Raw genomic sequence first — 17,468 nt, forward strand, 5'->3', positions numbered from 1 at the left:
CTTTGATTTGGTTACACCCGACAAACACCGCCAGCGGTGGATACCCCCAACGGTACCCCCAAAAGGACGAGCGGATGTCACCGACCCACCGATTGTAGCGGCGGCCGTCGCGGCGGTGCAGCATCGGGGCGGTTCGACTGGCGCAGTCAAGCGAGCACTCGATGGAATGAGTGCCGAGAATCGGCGCAGGGGTTGTTCCGCAGGGACGTGCGGCGCTGCCGGGGAGCGCCGCGCGCCCGATTCAGGCCCGCAGGCGGCGTGGATCGAGCATCTCGGCCGTGATGCCGGCGTCCTGCAGATGCCCCGGCAAGGGACGCCCCAGCGCGAGGTTGGCGCAGGTCTCGCCCATGGCTGCCGAGGTCTGGATGCCGTAGCCGCCCTGCGCCGCCACCCAGAAGAAATCGCTGGCGCCCGGCGCGAACCCGCCCACCAGATCGCCATCGGCTACGAACGAACGCAGGCCGGCCCAGGTGCGCGTGGGACGGCGGATGGTCATCGTGGTCACTTCTTCGATGCGATGGATGCCGATGGCGATATCGAGTTCTTCCGGTTGCACATCATGCGGTGCGACCGGATCCACGTTGGCGGGACAGCCCAGCAGCAGGCCGGCGTCCGGCTTGAAATAGAAGCCCTCTTCCACGTCCGTGACGAACGGCCAGCGCGAGGTGTCGATGCCTGCCGGCGCATCGAACAGGAAGGCCGAACGCCGACGCGGCTGGATGCCGATGGGTTCGATATCCGCCAGAGCCGCCACCTGGTCGACCCACGCACCCGCTGCGTTGAGCAGCAGCGGCGCACGGAAGCGTTCGCCGCCGGCGTCGACGAACCAATGGCCGGGACCGCGTTCGATGGAACGAATATCCACGTTCACGCGCAGCTGGCCGCCACGCGCACGCAGGCCGCGCAGGAAGCCCTGATGCAACTCGTTGACGTCGATATCGGCGGCACCGGGTTCGTACAACCCGATCTGGGCAGCCTCCGGACGCAGTACCGGCACGGTCTCCTGCAGCCAGGCAGCGTCCACCACGCGCAGACCCTGGGTGCGCGGCGCCATCTCGGCATGCAGTGCATGTACTTTTTCGATGTGATCGACGGTGCCGATGCTCACCGAACCGCGTGGCGACAGGATCGGGTGGCCCGCGAAACCTTCCGGCGGACGATCGAAGAAGCGCCGGGCTGCGCGTGTCAGTGCGCGCACCTGCGCCGAACCGTAAGTCTCGGAGAACAACGCGGCCGAGCGGCCGGTGGAATGCACACCCGCGTGCTCTTCGCGTTCCAGCACCAGCACGCGTGCATGCGGCGCCATGAAGTAGGCCACGGAAGCGCCGGCCATGCCGGCTCCAATCACAATGACGTCGGCGTCGTGCAGCGTGCTCATGACTTGGATGTTTCTCGTGCGGATTGACGGGCCACCACGCTGGTGGCGGTGAGATCGGCGGTGACGTTGCCCAGTGTGGCCAGGGCGTCGGGCAAGGCATCGACGGCAAGCATCAAGCCCAATGGCCCCACCGGTACGCCCATGGCCTGCGCCACCGGAAGATTGGTCGCCATGAAGCTGACCGCGCCAGGCAGGCCGACCGAGCCGAGACTGATCACCACCGCCAACAAGGCCGCTGCAAACAGCGGCGCAAGGCCGACATCGATGCCGTAGGCCCAGGCGATGAAGCAGGCAGAAACCACGTATTGAATGGGACTGGTAAGGCGGAACAGGCTCACCGCCATCGGCAGCACCAGTGCATTCACCTGCGGCGGATAGCCCAAGCGGCGTTCCGCGCTTTCCAGCATCGCCGGCAGGGAGGCCAGCGAGGATTGCGTGCTCGCCGCCACGATCTGCGCCGGCACCAGCGCCGGCACGAAGCGGCGCAGCGTTTCGCCGCCCCAGAGGACGGCCACGGGCAGCATCAGCAACGTCGCCGCGAGGTAGATCAGGCACTCCACCAGCACATAGATGCCCAGCGCACTCAGCATGTGCAGGCCGGCGCGGGCGCACACGGCGAGGATCAGCGCGAACACGCCCAGCGGCGCCACCCACAACACCCAGCGCACCACCACGATCATGGTGTCGGCGATGGCCTGGAAGAACGACACCACCAGCGCGCGGCGTTCGGCCTCGATGCGAGTCAGGCCGAAACCGAAGAACAGCGCGAACACCACCAGCGGCAGCATCGCACTCTGCGCCGCCGCCATGATGGCGTTGGCCGGAATGATGCCGTTGAACCATTCCGCCCAGCCCACGGCACCCGTGACGGGCGTTGCGTGCGTGGCCACCGCGCTTTCGAGCGCGGTGGTGAGCGACGGATTGTGCGGAAACAGCGCGAACAGCCGCGGCGCCACGGCCGCCGCAAACAAGGCGCCGCCGGTGAGGATCAGGATGAAGGCGACGATCGCCCGCCGCGCGATGCGTCCGGAGGCTGCCGCGTCGCTCGCCGTATTCACGCCCACCACCACCAGCGCGAACACCAGCGGCACCACGGTCATCTGCAGGGCGTTGAGCCACAGCCGTCCAAACGGCTGCACGGCATCGGCCACGTGCACGGCGTTGGTGGGCGACCACGCCGCCAGCGCCAGACCGCCCGCGGCGCCCAGGACCAGACCGATGAGTACCCGCAAGGTGGGGCTCAAGGCTGTGCACCCAGTTTGGGCAGATGCCAGCTTGCCTGCAGTCGCGCATATTCGCTTTGCGGCAACAGTACGAATACCGGCTGATCCTCGGGCTTCATCCAGGCCAGCAGATGCTGCATCACCGGCTCCGGCATGGCGGTGCAGCCGGCGGTAGCATCGGTGGGCGATTTCCACAGATGCGCGAAGATGCAGCTGCCGCTGCCCCGCTGACCCTTGGCGTTCTGCTCGATGACGAAGCCGATCTTGTAACGCTGGTCGCCGTCCACGTGCAGATCGCGCCGCATCGGCTCGCTCGAACCCTGCACCGCTTTTTCGCCGACCTTTTTCGAGTCGACGATCTGGTTGTAGTACGGCGAGCCATCCACGTCGACGCACCAGTCGGTGTCCTGCATCGCTTCATAGGGCATGCGCGTGTCGATCTTGTCGGCATAACCGAATACGTCGCCCACGCGATAGACGCCGGCGGCGGCGCGGCCGTCGCCTTCGCGCTTCTGCGGGCCCGCGCTCTGCGGCTCGTTCAGACCGATACCCCACGCCGAACCCGAGCGGCCTACGGTGACTGCCTGCGCCTTGATGGCCGGCTTCCAGCCGTCGCCGCTGCGTTCATACGCGCGCATCACGCCGTGGTCGGCGTTCCAGTCGGGCGTGATCACCAGCACCATCTGGCGCGACGACTGCCAGGCGAGGGTTTCGCTGGCGGCCATGGCGCTAGCCAGCGGCGCAGCCGCTACCACGGCCAACGCGGCGGCAAGGAAACGACGACTCACGAAACGACGGACGGAGGAAGTCATGCGGCACCGGGCTTGGGAGGGCTAAGGCTCCAGCATGTGCTGGACCCGTTCGAGATTGGCGAGCAATTGCACATGCCACTGCTCGTCGCCTTCGCACAACTGCACGAACACGCCATCGAGCAGATGCTGCAGCGCCGATTGATAGAGCACGGGCTGGATATACGGACGATCGTCGTGGGCCGACACCAGCAGGGCGAGATCGGCCAGCGCGCGCAACGGATTGGAGGTGTGCCGCGTCACCGTGATCAGGCGGCCGCGGCGCTCACGGAAGAAACGCCCGATCTTGCACAGCGCCGGATGATTGCCGTGCTCGGAAAACACCAGCAGCACGTCGCCCGCGCCCGCCGCGGAGACGCTGGCAGCCATGCGCGGCGCATCGAAGTTGTGCACGGAGGGAATGCCGAGCAGCGACAGCCGCAGCGCGAAACTGCGCGCATAGATGTCGTCATCACCCAGGCCGATCATGAACACCTTGCCGTTCGCGCCCGCCGTGGCCAGCGCGTCGGCCACCGCCTGCAGCGTCTCGGTCGTATTGATGTGGCGGGTTTCTTCTTCCGATTCGGATTTGCAGTGCCACAGACTGGCCGATGCGGATTCGGCGAACGCCGCCGTGGCCTGCGTGGCGACCTGGGTCGCATCGCCGTTGTCCGCGCGTGCGATGGCTTCGCCCACGGAGTACTTCAGATCCGGATAACCCTTGAAGCCCAGCTTCTGGGTGAACTTCACCACGCTGGACTGGCTGATGCCCAGGGCATTCGCCAACTGCTGCGAAGAGTAGTCGCGCAGCAGCTGGGCGTTCTCGAGGATGAAATCGGCGATGCGCCGCTCGACCGCCGACATCTGGTCGCGTTCCGAGCGGATTTTCACCAAGGGGGACATATCAGGCTTCCAGCTTTTCCAGTCCACGGATCTCCCGGATTCCCAATCCGGGTGCATCGGAAACCGAGATCTCCGATTCGTTGAAGACCACGCCCCCGTCCACCGGGTTGTACTGGCACAGCGAAGGCCCGTCCAGATCCACCTTGGTGATCACGGCGGATTTCGCCACCGCCACATGCACGGCCGCCGCCACGCTGATGCTGGTTTCCAGCATGCAGCCGATCATGCATTCCACGCCGTACATGCCGGCGATGTCGGCGATGCGGATGGCATTGGAAATGCCGCCGGTCTTCATCAGCTTGATGTTGATGATGTCGGCGGCGCGCATGCGGATCAGGTCGATCACTTCCATCGGGCCGAATACGCTTTCGTCGGCCATGATCGGCGTATGCACGCGTTCGGTGACGTAACGCATGCCTTCCAGGTCGCGCGCCTTCACCGGCTGCTCGACCAGTTCCAGGCGTACGCCGGCATCTTCCAGCGTCTGCAGCGCGTAGACGGCCTGTTTCGCCGTCCAGCCCTGGTTGGCGTCGAGGCGCAGCAAGGCGCGATTTTCCACTGCGGCGTAGATGGCCTTGACGCGCTCGATGTCGACCCCGATGTCCTTGCCCACCTTGATCTTGAGCGACTCGAAGCCGCGATCCACCGCGCTGACGGAGTCGGCAACCATCTTGTCGATGTAGTCGACGCTGATGGTGATGTCGGTGGTGATCACCGGATCGCCGCCACCGAGCAGCTTGTACAGCGGCGCGTTGTACAACTGGCCCCACAGGTCGTAGATGGCGATCTCCACCGCCGCCTTGGCGCTGGTGTTCTTCTCCATCGAGCTCTGGATCAGCTGGGTCAGGCGATTGAGGTCGGCGATCTCCTGACCGACCAGGCGCGGCGCGATGTAGTGGCGGATCGCATCGACGATCGAGCCGTGCGTATCGCCCGTGATCACCGCGGTGGCCGGCGCTTCGCCATAACCGATGTGGCCGCTATCGGTGTGCACCATCACCACGATGTCTTCCACCTGGTTGACGGTGCGCAGCGCCGTCTTGAACGGCGTCTTCAAGGGAACCCGCAGCATGCCGAACTGGATGTCGGTGATCTTCATGGGACTGGCAGGCTTCCTGTGTTCGATGGAAAAAGGGGGATGCGGGGCAATCAAGGACGCACGTGCACGATGCTGGTCATGCGATCGACATAGGTGTGCCTGTCGTCGTACATCATCGGCAGCAGCGGCGTTACCGACACTTCATTGAGCTTGACGCGGCGCATGCCGCCCTTGCCGTCGAGATACGACATGCCGCCGGTGTCGTGGATCACATACGGCTTGCCGTCGAGCTTGCCGATCACCATCATCACGTGGCCGGGGATGTAGACCAGGTCGCCCACCTGCAGCGCCATCGCGGCTTTCAGACGCGCGTCGTGGCTGTCCTTGTCGCCGAAGGCCTGATGGGTGAAGCCGGGGCTGATCGCCTGCTTGCTGGTGTTGCGCGGCATCTGCACGCCCATGCTGCGATAGACATCGGAAACGAAACCGCTGCAGTCGCGGCCGTCGTAGTCGTGCCCCCAGCCATAGCGCTCGCCCAGGAACTTGAAGGCCTGGCGGATGATGTTGGCCTCGGTCAGCGGCAGATAGTTGTCCTGCGTGTCGGCAATGCGCTGGATCAGCGCCGGCGAAAAGGCGAGCTTGCCATCGGCCTGGCGGATCGGCAGATCGACCACGTACGACGCATACGGCGATTGTCCGTTCACCGGCTGGTCGGCCGGATGGTCGGACAGCACCGGCACCGCCACGCCCATGTCCAGCTGCAGTTGCGATACGGCCGGCTGCTCCGGCGTGAACACGGTGCGAAGGGTGCCGCCGGTGACCACGCGTTGCGGCAGGCGCGTGTCATAGGCGAGCACCTCGACTGCCGAACCCTCGGCGACGTTCTCGCGATGCGTCCAGGCGGCATAGCGCGGGCTCACCACGAACAGCCAGCGGCCATCGCGGCTGGTGTGCGCGATCAGCACGGGCGTGCCGGGAAATTCAGCGGTTTCCTGGAAGCGATCGATGTCGGTGTCGTCCTTGGAGGTGAACACGCGCGTATCGGTCGGATAGGTACGCAGCGCAGCGCGCCGCACGACCATGCCGTAGCGGCTGGTCTGCTGCGCTGGCACGGCATCGAGCGCGAGCGCGTCGGTCAGTTGCGCGCGCAGGCCGTCGGGTACCGGCTGGCCCTTGTCGTCGAACAGCGGGCGCTTGGGATATTGCGAGAGCTCGTTGATCCAGCCGGTCACCGTGGCGCGATCGACATTGGCCGGGATCGCATGCAGATCGTGCATGGACGGATCGACCTTGAGCAGGTTGGCGTTGTGCGCGGCGATATCGTTACTTTCGATCAGGACGCGATCGGGCTGAGCCGATAGCTTGATCCAGAAATCCGGCCCGAGCATCGCGTTGTTGCTGATGCCGAGCACGCCCGACGGTGGCACGGGAACGCTGTCGGGTCCCTGGTCGGCCAGCACGGGGGCCGTGGTGAGCGCGGCGAGCAGACACAAGGTCAGGCGAGGCAGGAGTCGCATGCTGATTCCTATGCAATGGCCAGTGACGACATGACGGACGCCACCAGCAAACCAAACGCGGTACCGAGGATATAGCCGAGCAAGGCCAGCAGGATGCCCACGGGCACCAGCGAACGCGAATAGCTGGCCGCGAGTATGGGCGTAGCGGCCACGCCGCCGATGCAGGCCAGCGAGGAAATGCCGCACAGATACAGATCGAAATGGAACACGCGCGCCGCCAGCGCTAGCAGCGCCGCATGGATGGCGATGATGCAGACGCCGCAGACCAGGTAGATCGGCGCCGAACCGATGCCTTCGAAGTTGCTTTGCGAGGCCAGGATCGCCACCACGCTGATCAGCATGGCGCTGGAGATCGTGCTGGCTCCGGCGAAACGCGCCAGCGGCGTGTGCGCGGCAACCAGGCCGAAGGCCGTGGCCAGCATGATCGTCCAGGTGGTCGGCGACACCATGTCCGAAACCGGCAGCCTTCCGGCAAGCCACGCCGACAGCGCTCCCACCAGCAGGGCCATGCCCAGCCAGAGCAGCACGTTGTCCGAAGTGGTCGGGCCGTGGCTGCGGGTTTCCTCCACCACCATGTCCGCACTGGAGGTGGCACGCGTCCAGCGATTGAATTGGGTGGCGACACGGCCGAGTCCGAACAGCACCACGACCCACATCGAGTAGCACAGCGCGTCAGTGAGCAACGAAAACGCCAGCAGGCGATCGGGCATGCCGATGGCCTGCTTCACCGCCACCATGTTGGCGGTTCCGCCGATCCAACTGCCGGAAAGCGCTGCCAGTGGCTGCCAGGCATCTCCCTTCAGCCAGCCGCGGAAGATCAGGAAGGTGCCTACGAAAGCAATGAACAGGCAGACCACGGTGACGAAGAACACCGCAAGGACCCGCGGCCCCAGGCGGTAGATCGCGCGCAGGTCGCAATTGATCATCAGCAGGAACAGCAGCGCGGGCACCAGGTGCTCGATCAGCATGCTCTGGGTGGCGCGGATCTCTTCGTTGACCTGCCACAAGCCGGTGACCGCCAGCGCCGTCACCAGCAGGTAGGTCAGCACGATCGGCGGCAGGACCTCGAAGAAGCGCCAGCGGAAGCGCCGTTCCAGCGCGGGAAACAGGCCCGCTGCAAGCAACATCACAGCGAGATAAGGCCAGGCCGTATGGATCATGCGTCCCCTCAGATTCCCCAATCGCAGCCGCCCAAGGAATATCTGATTCGGGCGAAATTCGATTGAAGCATAAATTATTGACCGTCGATTGCAAGCATGCTACACAGCGACTTCGCTTTTTCTTACGGGGAAGTGGCAGGTGCAGACGGTCGGACTCATCTCATCCTTGCGACGTCGGCGGCTTTCGCTGACAGCAGCGCTTGCCTGTCTGCTGGCCGCCGGTATCGCATCGGCAGCGACCACGTCCCCTGCGCAGCATGCCACTGCGCTGATCGACGCGGGGCAATTCAGCTCGGCCGAAGCCGACATCACCGAGGCCCTCGCCCAGCCAGGGCTGTCAGCGGATGCCCGCGACGCGCTGCTGTTCCAGCGCGAGCGCATGCGCCGCATCCTGATCGATTTCACGCTCGACACCGACGCCGCCAAGGCGAAGGTACGCAAGCAGATTCCGGATCTCACCGACGCGGAATTCGCCCGCTGGGACAGCCAGGGCCTGATCGAGCACCAGGTGATCGACGGCCGCACGCTCTACTTCAAGCGCGCGCCGAACAACCTGTTCCTGCTCAGCAAGGAAGCCGCTGCGCGCCGCGCGCATCCGGCACCGGCCAACGACGATCCGATGGAGACGCTCAACGATCACCATCGCGCCGCGCGCCGCGAAGCGCTCGCCACACAGCGCAGCAGCGTCACGCCCAACCACGTGCGGGTCACCGAAACCGTCACCGTCAATGCCGATGCCGTGCCCGCGGGCGAGACGATACGTGCCTGGCTGCCGTTCCCGCGCGAACTGCCGGGACAGCAGGAGGGCGTGCACCTGGTCGACAGCCAGCCGTCCGGTGCGAAGGTCGCGCCCGCAGAGACCATGCAACGCACGGCCTATCTGGAGAAGAAGGCCGAGGCCGGCAAGACCACGACCTTTGCCGTCACCTATGAGTTGACCATCTACGCGCAGTACCACGATCTCGACGCGTCGAAAGTCACGCGCACCAAGATCACGCCCGAACTCGCGCCGTTCGTGGCCGAACGCGCGCCGCACATCGTGTTCACCGATGACCTGCGCGCGTTTTCGCGCAAGGTGGTGGGCACCGAAACCAATCCGTACCGCATCGCGCAGAAGCTGTTTGCCGCGGTCGACCAGATTCCCTGGGCCGGTGCGCGCGAATACTCCACCATCAGCAATCTCAGCGATTACACGCTGCATGCCGGCCACGGCGATTGCGGCGAGCAGACCATGCTGCTGATCACTTTGCTGCGCTTGAACGGCATTCCTGCGCGCTGGCAATCCGGTTTTATTTTCTCCGACGGCAAGTACAACAACATCCACGACTGGGGCCAGCTGTACCTGGCGCCCTACGGCTGGGTGCCGATGGACGTGACCTTCGGGCAGCTGCATCCGGCGCAGGGCGACGACCCTGCCCTGCAATGGTTCTACCTCGGTGGGCTCGATGCCTACCGCATCGCCTTCAACAGCGATTTCAGCCAACCCCTCGTGCCAGCCAAGCAATTCTTCCGTTCGGAGACGGTGGATTCGCAGCGCGGCGAACTCGAGTGGCGCGGCGGCAACTTGTACTTCGATAAGTGGGATTACGACTTCACATGGCAGCTCCTGCCGGCCTCTGAGCGCACGGACAGATAAGCGGTCTTTACATCAACGACGACAGAACCGGGGGAGACGGGGATATGGTCAGTCGTACTTTTCGCAGGACCATGCTGTGCATGGCGTTGGGCATGGGCATGGCGTCCATGGCCGCTCCGTCTGCGCACGCGGGCAACAACGACGGTACCGTGGTCGGCCACACCGAGGCTGGCGCGGTCATCACGATCAGCAATGCGGCGACGGGCTTCACCCGTTCGGTGACGGCCGATGACAAAGGCAACTACCGCATCCCGTATCTGGCCGTGGGCCAATACACGCTTTCCGTCGCCAAGGACGGCAAGACGCTGACCGAACCCACCGCCGTGACCGTGACGCTGGGCAATGCGACCACGGTGAACCTGGGTGCTTCCAACGCCACCAATCTTTCGGCGGTCAACGTCAGCGGCACGGCGATCATTACGGCGGTGGACGTCACCTCGACCGAATCCTCGACCAATATCTCGCGGGAAGAACTACGCCGCCTGCCGGTGGACCAGAACATCGCCGCGGTGGCCTCGCTCGCCCCGGGCGTGGTGAAGGGTGCATCGGCATTCGGCGGATTGAGTTTCGGCGGTTCGTCGGTGGCGGAGAACGCCATCTACGTCAACGGCCTCAACGTCACCGACTTCTACAACCGCAACGGCTATTCCGAAGCACCGTTCAACTTCTACCAGGAATTCCAGGTGAAGACCGGCGGCTATTCGGTGGAGTTCGGCCGTACCACCGGCGGCGTCATCAACGCGGTGGCGCGCTCGGGTTCCAACGAGTTCCACGCCGGCGTGGAGATGACCATGGAGCCGGGCGCGTGGCATGCGCAGGCCGAGGATCGTTACGACGCCAACGGCAACCGCTACCTCACCGCCAGCGAAGACCGCGACTCGCTGATGAAGACCAACATCTATGCGTCCGGCCCGATCGTGAAGGACAAGCTGTTCATCTTCGCCATGGTCGAACAGCGCGGCGACAACCCGCGCAACACCAACGACGAAGGCACCACGCTCACCAGCAACAGTTCCAGCCCCGATTTCTGGGGCACCACCATCGACTGGCACATCAACGACAGCAACCTGCTGTCGCTGATGGCGTTCTCGGACAAGAGCAAGAACGTCGGCACGGTCTACAACTACGACTACGACACGCACACCATCGGTGCCAAGACCAACACCATCTACACCGACACCGGCGGCAAGAACTGGTCGCTCACCTACACCAACTACCTCACCGACAACCTGTCGATGAAGGTGTTGTACGGCGAGAACAAGCGCGAGTCGTTCAACCGGGCGCTGACCGACCTGGACTGCAACCCGGTCGCCGCCGAAAACGCGGTGCCGAAGCCGGGCGTGCCGTTGGGCTGCACCACCAATACCGCGGTGGAGAAGCGCAACGACAAGCGCAAGGAAGGCCGTGCCGACTTCGAATGGAAGCTGGAGGATCATCTGCTTCGCTTCGGCTACGACCACGAAGACGACGATTCGATCTACGGCCGCCATTATCCCGGCCCCGGCGCGATCTACTACAACGTGTACGCCGCCACGCCCGGTTCGACCATTCCCAATCCCAATGGCGGCGGCGTGATTCCGCCGGGCTACAACGGCTATGTGCGCGCCCGCCGTTACGAGATCGCGGGCAACTTCGACACCACCAACGACGCGTTCTACCTGGAAGACAACTGGCAGGTGACGCCCAACCTGTTGCTCAATGCCGGCATCCGCCGCGACGGCTTCGACAACATGGACGCTGCCGGCCGCAGCTATATCAAGATGGACAACATGTGGGCGCCGCGCTTCGGCTTCTCCTGGGACGTGAAGGGCGACGGCACCACCAAGCTCTACGGCAACCTCGGCCGCTACTACCTGCCGGTGGCCAACGTGATCAACATCAAGCAGGCGGGCGGCCTGCTCGATCAGCGCACGTTCTACGCGTTCGGCGGCTGGCAGACGCTTACCGACGCCAACGGCAACCAGTACGCCATCCCGGTCCTCGGCCCGCAGCTGGGCGGCGTGGATACGTCGCAGGGCGACGGCACCGTGCACGACCTACGTTCGGAAGTGAACAAGGACATGCAGCAGGTCTACCAGGACGAGTTGATCCTCGGCTTCCAGCAGATGCTCAACGACAAGTGGTCGTGGGGCGTCAACGCAACCTATCGCAAGCTGCACAACGCCATCGACGACATGGAGATCAGCGCCACCGGCAAATGCGGTCCGGATGGCTACATCGGTTGGGTGATGGGCAATCCCGGCAAGAAGAACACCGTGTGGGGCGACACCAACTGCGACGGCACGGCCGATGGCTGGGTCACCGTGGACACGTCCAAGGAAGGCTGGGCGATGTACGACGCGGATGGCAACTACCTAGGCCAGCGCGGCTGGGTGAATCCCAAGCGCACCTACACCGCGCTGGAATTTCAGCTGGATCGCGCCTGGGACAACAAGTGGTCGTTCAACGCGTCCTATGTGCTGTCGTGGAATCGCGGCAATGCGGAAGGTCCGGTGAACTCCGATACCAACTTCGACGATACCGGCCGCACGGAGAACTTCGACGACCCATGGGTGAATTTCGGCGGCGACGGCTATCTTCCCAACGACCGCCGTCATCAGTTGAAGTTGCGCGGCACCTACGCCATCACGCCGAACTGGCAGGTGGCCGGCGATGCCAACATCGCTTCGGGCGGCCCCATCACCGGCTTCGGCGTGGGTAATCCGTATGACGCCACGGTCTATCACAGCTACTACATTTGCGTGGCCAACTGCGACGCGCCGCGTTCGGAAGATCGCGTGTACGAATCCTCACCGCGCGGCAAATACGGCCGCATGCCCTGGACGTACACATTGGGCGCCAGCATCACCTACCTGCGCCAGTTGGCCGACATCGGCCAGCTGCGGGTGAAGTTCGCGGTGTACAACCTGCTCAACGAGCAGCGCACCATCCAGGTGGACCAGGACCTGCAGACCACCATTTCCAACAGCACCAGTTCCACCTTCGAGCAACCGTTGCGTTTCCAGTCACCTCGCTTTGCCCAGTTGACCGTTTCCGTGGACTTCTGATTTGTCCGTCCCCACCGGCAGCCTGCAGAATGCAGGCTGCCGTCTTTTTTTAAAGGCTTATCCATGATCGACACCGCGGCCTCAACCCATGACACCTGGGGCGGTGTCGATCTGCATACCCTGGCCGACCGCCTTGGCACGCCGCTGTATGTGTATTCGGCCAGCGCGATCCGGGATCGCGTTTCGTCGCTGCAGACGGCGCTGCGTGGCACCGATCACCTGATCTGCTTTGCGGTGAAGGCGAATCCCAATCGGGGGGTGCTGGCTTTCATGCACAGCCAGGGCGTGGGCGCCGATATCGTCTCCGCGGGCGAGCTCTGGCGCGCGCGGCAGGCCGGCATCCCGGCGGAGCACATCGTGTTTTCCGGCGTGGGCAAGAGCGAAGCGGAGATCGCCGAGGCGTTGCGCCAGGGCGTGCTGCGCTTCAACGTGGAATCGCATGACGAGCTGCTGTTGTTGCAACACATCGCCCAAGCGCAGAGCGTAGTGGCGCGGGCAGCCGTGCGCATCAATCCGGACGTGGACGCCCTCACCCACGCCAAGATTTCCACCGGCAAGGCCGAGAACAAGTTCGGCGTGAGCATCGAGGAGGCGCGCCGTTGGTTTGCGCAGCGCGATGCGCTCAGCCATGTCCAGTTGGACGGCCTGCACGTGCACATCGGTTCGCAGATCCTCAGCCTGGAGCCGTTCCGGCAGGCCTTGCAGCGAGTAGCCGCGTTCTGGCGCGAACTGGTTGGGCAAGGCCACCCCATCGCCAGCATCGACGTGGGCGGCGGCCTGGGCGTGTGCTATCGCGAGGGTCATGATCGACCGATCGATGCGGCAGCCTACGTCGCCCTGGTGCGCGAAGCGCTCGCCGGCTTCGAAGGCCGCCTGCTGTTCGAGCCCGGCCGCTATCTGGTCGGCGAAGCGGGCGTGTTGCTGACCCGCGTGATCCGGCTCAAGCAGGGAGACGAGCGCACGTTCCTGGTGATCGACGCCGCCATGAACGACTTGGCCCGGCCGAGCCTGTACGATGCCTGGCACGACATCGCGCCGGTAGCCGGGGATGCACGCTCGATGATTTCTTACGACATCGTGGGGCCGGTGTGCGAAACCGGCGATACCTTCGCCAAGGCACGCGCCCTGCCCGCGTGCGCGCCAGGCGAGCTGCTGATGATCCGCAGCGTCGGTGCTTACGGCGCCTCGATGGCCTCCACCTATAACTCGCGACCGCTCGCCGCCGAAGTGCTGGTGGATGCGGGCCGCTATGCCGTAGTGCGGCAACGGCAGTCCTTCGAAGACATGGTCGCCGGCGAACAGCCGGCCAATCACTGGGAGACGGCATGAAGACTTTCGGCTTACTCGGCGGCGCCATCGCGCTAGCACTTGCACTCGCCAGCACGCCCGCGGCGGCGCAGAAGGATCCGCCGATCACGCTCGACACGCATGTGGACATTCCCTTTGCCTACATGCACGAAGCGCGCTTCGATTTCGGCAAGCAGACGCCGATGCAGGTGGACCTGGACAAGATGCGCCGCGGCGGTCTCGATGCCGTGTTCTTCATCGTCTATGTGGACCAGGGACCGCTGACGCCCGCCGGCTACGCGCACGCCGTGTCGCAGGCCAAGCGCAAGTACGACGCCATCGACCTGATGCTGAAGACCTATCCCAACGACATCCGCCTGGCCACCACGCCCGCGCAGGTGCGCGCCAACAAGGCGGCGGGCAAGCTCTCGGCGATGATCGGCGTGGAGAACGGCTACTCGCTGGGCCACGACATCAAGAACCTCGATATCGCCTACAAGCGTGGCGCGCGCTACGTCGGCCTGGCGCATATGGGCAACAACGACCTGTGCACCAGTTCGACGCCGGAGGCGGACCTCGGCGACACGCCGCTGCCGGAATACGGCCTCACCGATTTCGGCCGCGCCGTGGTCAAGCGCGACAATGAACTTGGAATCATGGTCGACGTGTCGCATTCGTCGGACGCTTGCGTGCGCGACGTGCTGGCCTTGTCCACCTCGCCGGTGATCGCCTCGCATTCGTCATCGCGCGCCATCGATCCGCATCCGCGCAACCTCTCGGACGATCTGCTGCGCGCCATCGCCGCCAAGGGTGGCGTGATCCAGGCGGTGGCCGTGGGCGAATTCATCAAGCTCGATCCCGCGCGCGACCTGGCGGTCAAGGCGCTGCAGGCACAGGTGGCGAAGCAGGCCGGCGACAAGAGCTTCGACAGCGAGAAGCACGAGTACCTGCCCGCCTATATCGAGGGCATGAAGCGCATCGATGCCGCGTTCCCGCCGGCCTCGGTGGACGAGTACGTGGCGCATATCAAGCATATGGTGCAAGTGGCGGGTATCGACCACGTCGGCATCGCCTCCGACTTCGACGGCGGCGGCGGCCTTGGCGGCTGGACCGATGCCACCCAGACACGCAGTCTCACGGCGGCGCTGCGCAAGGCGGGCTTCAACGACGACGACATCGCCAAGATCTGGGGCGGCAACCTGCTGCGCGTGTGGGACGAGGTGACCAAGCGTGCCACGGTGCATGGCGGCTAAGCGGGCGCTGCTGGCGATCGGGCTTGCCCTCGTCAGCAGCGCTGCAGCAGCGGCCGACACGCCCAGAGCAGCGCAACTCGACTCCGTCGTCGATGCGGTGATGGCCCGTTATCACCTGGCCGGTCTCGCGGTGGGCGTGATCGACCACGGCGAGGTGGTCTACACGCGCACACTGGGCGAGCGCGTGGCCGGGTCCGGACAAGCGATCACCAACGACACGCTGTTCAAGATCGCCTCCAACAGCAAGGCGATGACTTCGACGCTGCTCGCCCGCCTGGTGCAGGAAGGAAAGCTGCGTTGGGACGACCCCGTGCGGCGCTACCTTCCCGACTTCCGCATGGCCGATCCCTGGGTCACCGAGCATATGCAAGTGGGCGACCTGCTCACCCATCGCAGCGGCCTGCGCGAAGGCGCAGGCGATCTGATGCTGTGGCCCGAACCAAACGATTTCACCCGGCAGGACATCGTGCACGGGCTGGCCTACCTCAAGCCTGCCTACAGTTTTCGCGCCGGCTATGCGTACGACAACCTGCTCTACGTAGTGGCCGGCGAAGTAGCCGCGGCAGCGGGACATGACCACTACGAGACACTGTTGCGCCGCGAGGTGTTCGAGCCGCTCGGGCTCGCGCGTTGCCAGATTGGGGCCTGGAATCGCGACGCGGTAGGCAACGTGGCCGAGCCGCATGAGCGCGAGCACGATCGCAATGTCGTGATCAATGCCGACGATGCCGAGATTCCCAACATCACCTCCGCTCCGGCGGGCGGCGTGCGCTGCAGCCTCACCGATATGCTCAGCTGGGCACGCAACTGGCTGGCACCCACCCCGCAACAGTTGCAGTGGCTGACGCCCGAGCAGCGGCAGATCGTGTGGACGCCGTACACGCCGATGCCGATCTCGGCGCAGAAACGCGCCTGGAACGGCACCCGCTTCTACGCCTACGGTTACGGCTGGCGCATCGCCGACATGGATGGCGTGTTCACGGTCTCGCATACCGGCACGCTGTCGGGCATGTATTCGGCGATGATGCTGCTGCCCGAGCGCAAGGCCGGTTTCGTGATCCTGATGAACAGCGAGGCGGAGGATGCGCGCACCGTGCTGATCGAAGCGCTCACCAAGCAATTCACCTCGCCTCACGACGGGCACGACGCCAACTGGTACGCGGATCAACTGGACCGCGCCTCATCCACCGCTCGTGAAGCTGCCAAACCGCCTCTATCGCAACCGGCAAAGGTCGACGACCTGCGCAGCCAGTTGGGGCGCTGGCGCGACCCGTGGTTCGGCACCATCAGCCTGTGTCCTCAAGGCGATGCCGTGCGCTTCGTGGCCGCCAAATCGCCGCGCCTGGCCGGTACCGTGATGCGCGCCGGCCAACGCTATCTGGTGCACTGGGATCACGGCGACACCGATGCGTGGCTGAGCTTCCCCACCGATGCCAAGGGTGTGCTGCACATGAGCAAGGTCGATCCCCGTGCCGATTTCAGCTCGGACTTCGAAGACCTCAGCTTCCATCGGGAGCATGGCTGTGGCTAGGCGAGTTGCCCTGGGGTTGACGCTGTGCGCGCTGGTTGCGTTCGCCCATGCCGACGGAACCCCGGCACGGTCGCCGGCCACGACGGCGCAGCAGGCCGGGCTGGTCGATATCCGGCAACTCGTCCCCGACATCGCCGAGGACATCAAGTACGCCGGCAGCGACAACTTCGTCGGCGCGCCGGTGGATGGCTACCTCGCGCCCAAGTGCCTGCTGCTCAAGCCGGCCGCCGAAGCGCTGGCACGCGTGGAGCGCGACCTGCGCGCGCAGCATCAGCGCCTCAAGCTGTTCGACTGCTACCGGCCCGCGCGAGCCGTGGCGCATTTCGTGCGTTGGGCGGGCGATCTCTCGGACCAGCGCACGAAGCCCGAGCATTATCCGAAGCTGGACAAGAGCGCTCTGCTCGGCGACTACATCGCACCGGTGTCCGGGCACAGCCGCGGCGCGACGGTGGATCTCACCCTGATGCAATGCGATGCCGCCGATACGCATTGCACGCCGTTGGCCATGGGCACCGATTTCGACTACTTCGGCACGCTCGCCAACACCGATTCGCCCGAAGCGAGCGCCGCGCAACACGCCCATCGCGAGGTACTGAAGCGGGCGATGGAACGCGAGGGGTTCCGCAACTACGCCATGGAATGGTGGCACTACACGCTCAATCCCGAGCCGACGCCCGACACCATCTACGACGTCCCCGTGCAATAA

General features: G+C 64.9%; 13 protein-coding genes. 6 read left to right on the top strand and 7 right to left on the bottom strand.

Annotated elements, in window-relative coordinates; translation table 11 throughout:
* Positions 1-241: 241 nt before the first annotated feature.
* The 7 genes from ACN9MB_RS19515 to ACN9MB_RS19545 are packed head-to-tail and all read right to left on the bottom strand — an operon-like array spanning position 242 to position 8,008.
* Entirely contained in the window at positions 242-1,378 is a 1,137-nt protein-coding gene (locus ACN9MB_RS19515; RefSeq protein WP_426269961.1) for an NAD(P)/FAD-dependent oxidoreductase, read from the bottom strand.
* A complete protein-coding gene (locus ACN9MB_RS19520) occupies positions 1,375-2,622 on the bottom strand; it encodes a dicarboxylate/amino acid:cation symporter (protein WP_426269962.1) in 1,248 nt (415 codons plus the stop codon). The genes ACN9MB_RS19515 and ACN9MB_RS19520 overlap by 4 nt, the downstream gene beginning before the upstream one ends.
* Positions 2,619-3,413 (bottom strand): L,D-transpeptidase family protein, encoded by a 795-nt coding sequence (locus tag ACN9MB_RS19525; RefSeq protein ID WP_426269963.1) that lies wholly within the window; start codon positions 3,411-3,413, stop codon positions 2,619-2,621. Before ACN9MB_RS19525 ends, ACN9MB_RS19520 begins: the two co-directional genes overlap by 4 nt.
* 21 nt (positions 3,414-3,434) lie before the next feature.
* Positions 3,435-4,292: a MurR/RpiR family transcriptional regulator gene (locus ACN9MB_RS19530; protein ID WP_426269964.1), complete on the bottom strand. Its 858-nt coding sequence runs from the start codon at positions 4,290-4,292 to the stop codon at positions 3,435-3,437.
* Between the two features lies 1 nt (position 4,293).
* Complete coding sequence (locus ACN9MB_RS19535) at positions 4,294-5,391, bottom strand: dipeptide epimerase (RefSeq protein ID WP_204637310.1); 1,098 nt, start codon at positions 5,389-5,391, stop codon at positions 4,294-4,296.
* Positions 5,392-5,441: 50 nt separating this feature from the next.
* The gene (locus ACN9MB_RS19540) at positions 5,442-6,848 is read right to left on the bottom strand and encodes an SH3 domain-containing protein (RefSeq protein WP_426269965.1); all 1,407 of its coding nucleotides are present in this window, start codon (positions 6,846-6,848) and stop codon (positions 5,442-5,444) included.
* Positions 6,849-6,856: 8 nt separating this feature from the next.
* Positions 6,857-8,008, bottom strand: a complete 1,152-nt coding sequence (locus tag ACN9MB_RS19545; protein WP_204637312.1) for a DUF819 domain-containing protein — start codon at positions 8,006-8,008, stop codon at positions 6,857-6,859.
* A gap of 157 nt (positions 8,009-8,165) precedes the next feature.
* On the opposite strand from ACN9MB_RS19545, the gene ACN9MB_RS19550 reads away from it, so the two are divergent.
* The 6 genes from ACN9MB_RS19550 (at position 8,166) to ACN9MB_RS19575 (ending at position 17,468) form a co-directional block, all read left to right on the top strand.
* Positions 8,166-9,644: a transglutaminase-like domain-containing protein gene (locus ACN9MB_RS19550; protein WP_426271951.1), complete on the top strand. Its 1,479-nt coding sequence runs from the start codon at positions 8,166-8,168 to the stop codon at positions 9,642-9,644.
* Between the two features lie 44 nt (positions 9,645-9,688).
* Positions 9,689-12,691, top strand: a complete 3,003-nt coding sequence (locus ACN9MB_RS19555; protein ID WP_426269966.1) for a TonB-dependent receptor — start codon at positions 9,689-9,691, stop codon at positions 12,689-12,691.
* 63 nt (positions 12,692-12,754) lie between these two features.
* On the top strand, positions 12,755-14,020 hold the full coding sequence (lysA, locus tag ACN9MB_RS19560) for a diaminopimelate decarboxylase (RefSeq protein ID WP_426269967.1): 1,266 nt from the start codon (positions 12,755-12,757) through the stop codon (positions 14,018-14,020).
* Positions 14,017-15,231: a dipeptidase gene (locus ACN9MB_RS19565; protein WP_426269968.1), complete on the top strand. Its 1,215-nt coding sequence runs from the start codon at positions 14,017-14,019 to the stop codon at positions 15,229-15,231. Before lysA ends, ACN9MB_RS19565 begins: the two co-directional genes overlap by 4 nt.
* Positions 15,221-16,762, top strand: coding sequence for a serine hydrolase (locus ACN9MB_RS19570; protein ID WP_426269969.1), 1,542 nt, complete (start codon positions 15,221-15,223; stop codon positions 16,760-16,762). The genes ACN9MB_RS19565 and ACN9MB_RS19570 overlap by 11 nt, the downstream gene beginning before the upstream one ends.
* Complete coding sequence (locus ACN9MB_RS19575; protein WP_426269970.1) at positions 16,749-17,468, top strand: M15 family metallopeptidase; 720 nt, start codon at positions 16,749-16,751, stop codon at positions 17,466-17,468. Before ACN9MB_RS19570 ends, ACN9MB_RS19575 begins: the two co-directional genes overlap by 14 nt.

The sequence above is a fragment of the Dyella kyungheensis genome, assembly GCF_049913195.1.
In the GTDB taxonomy this organism is placed as follows: domain Bacteria; phylum Pseudomonadota; class Gammaproteobacteria; order Xanthomonadales; family Rhodanobacteraceae; genus Dyella; species Dyella kyungheensis.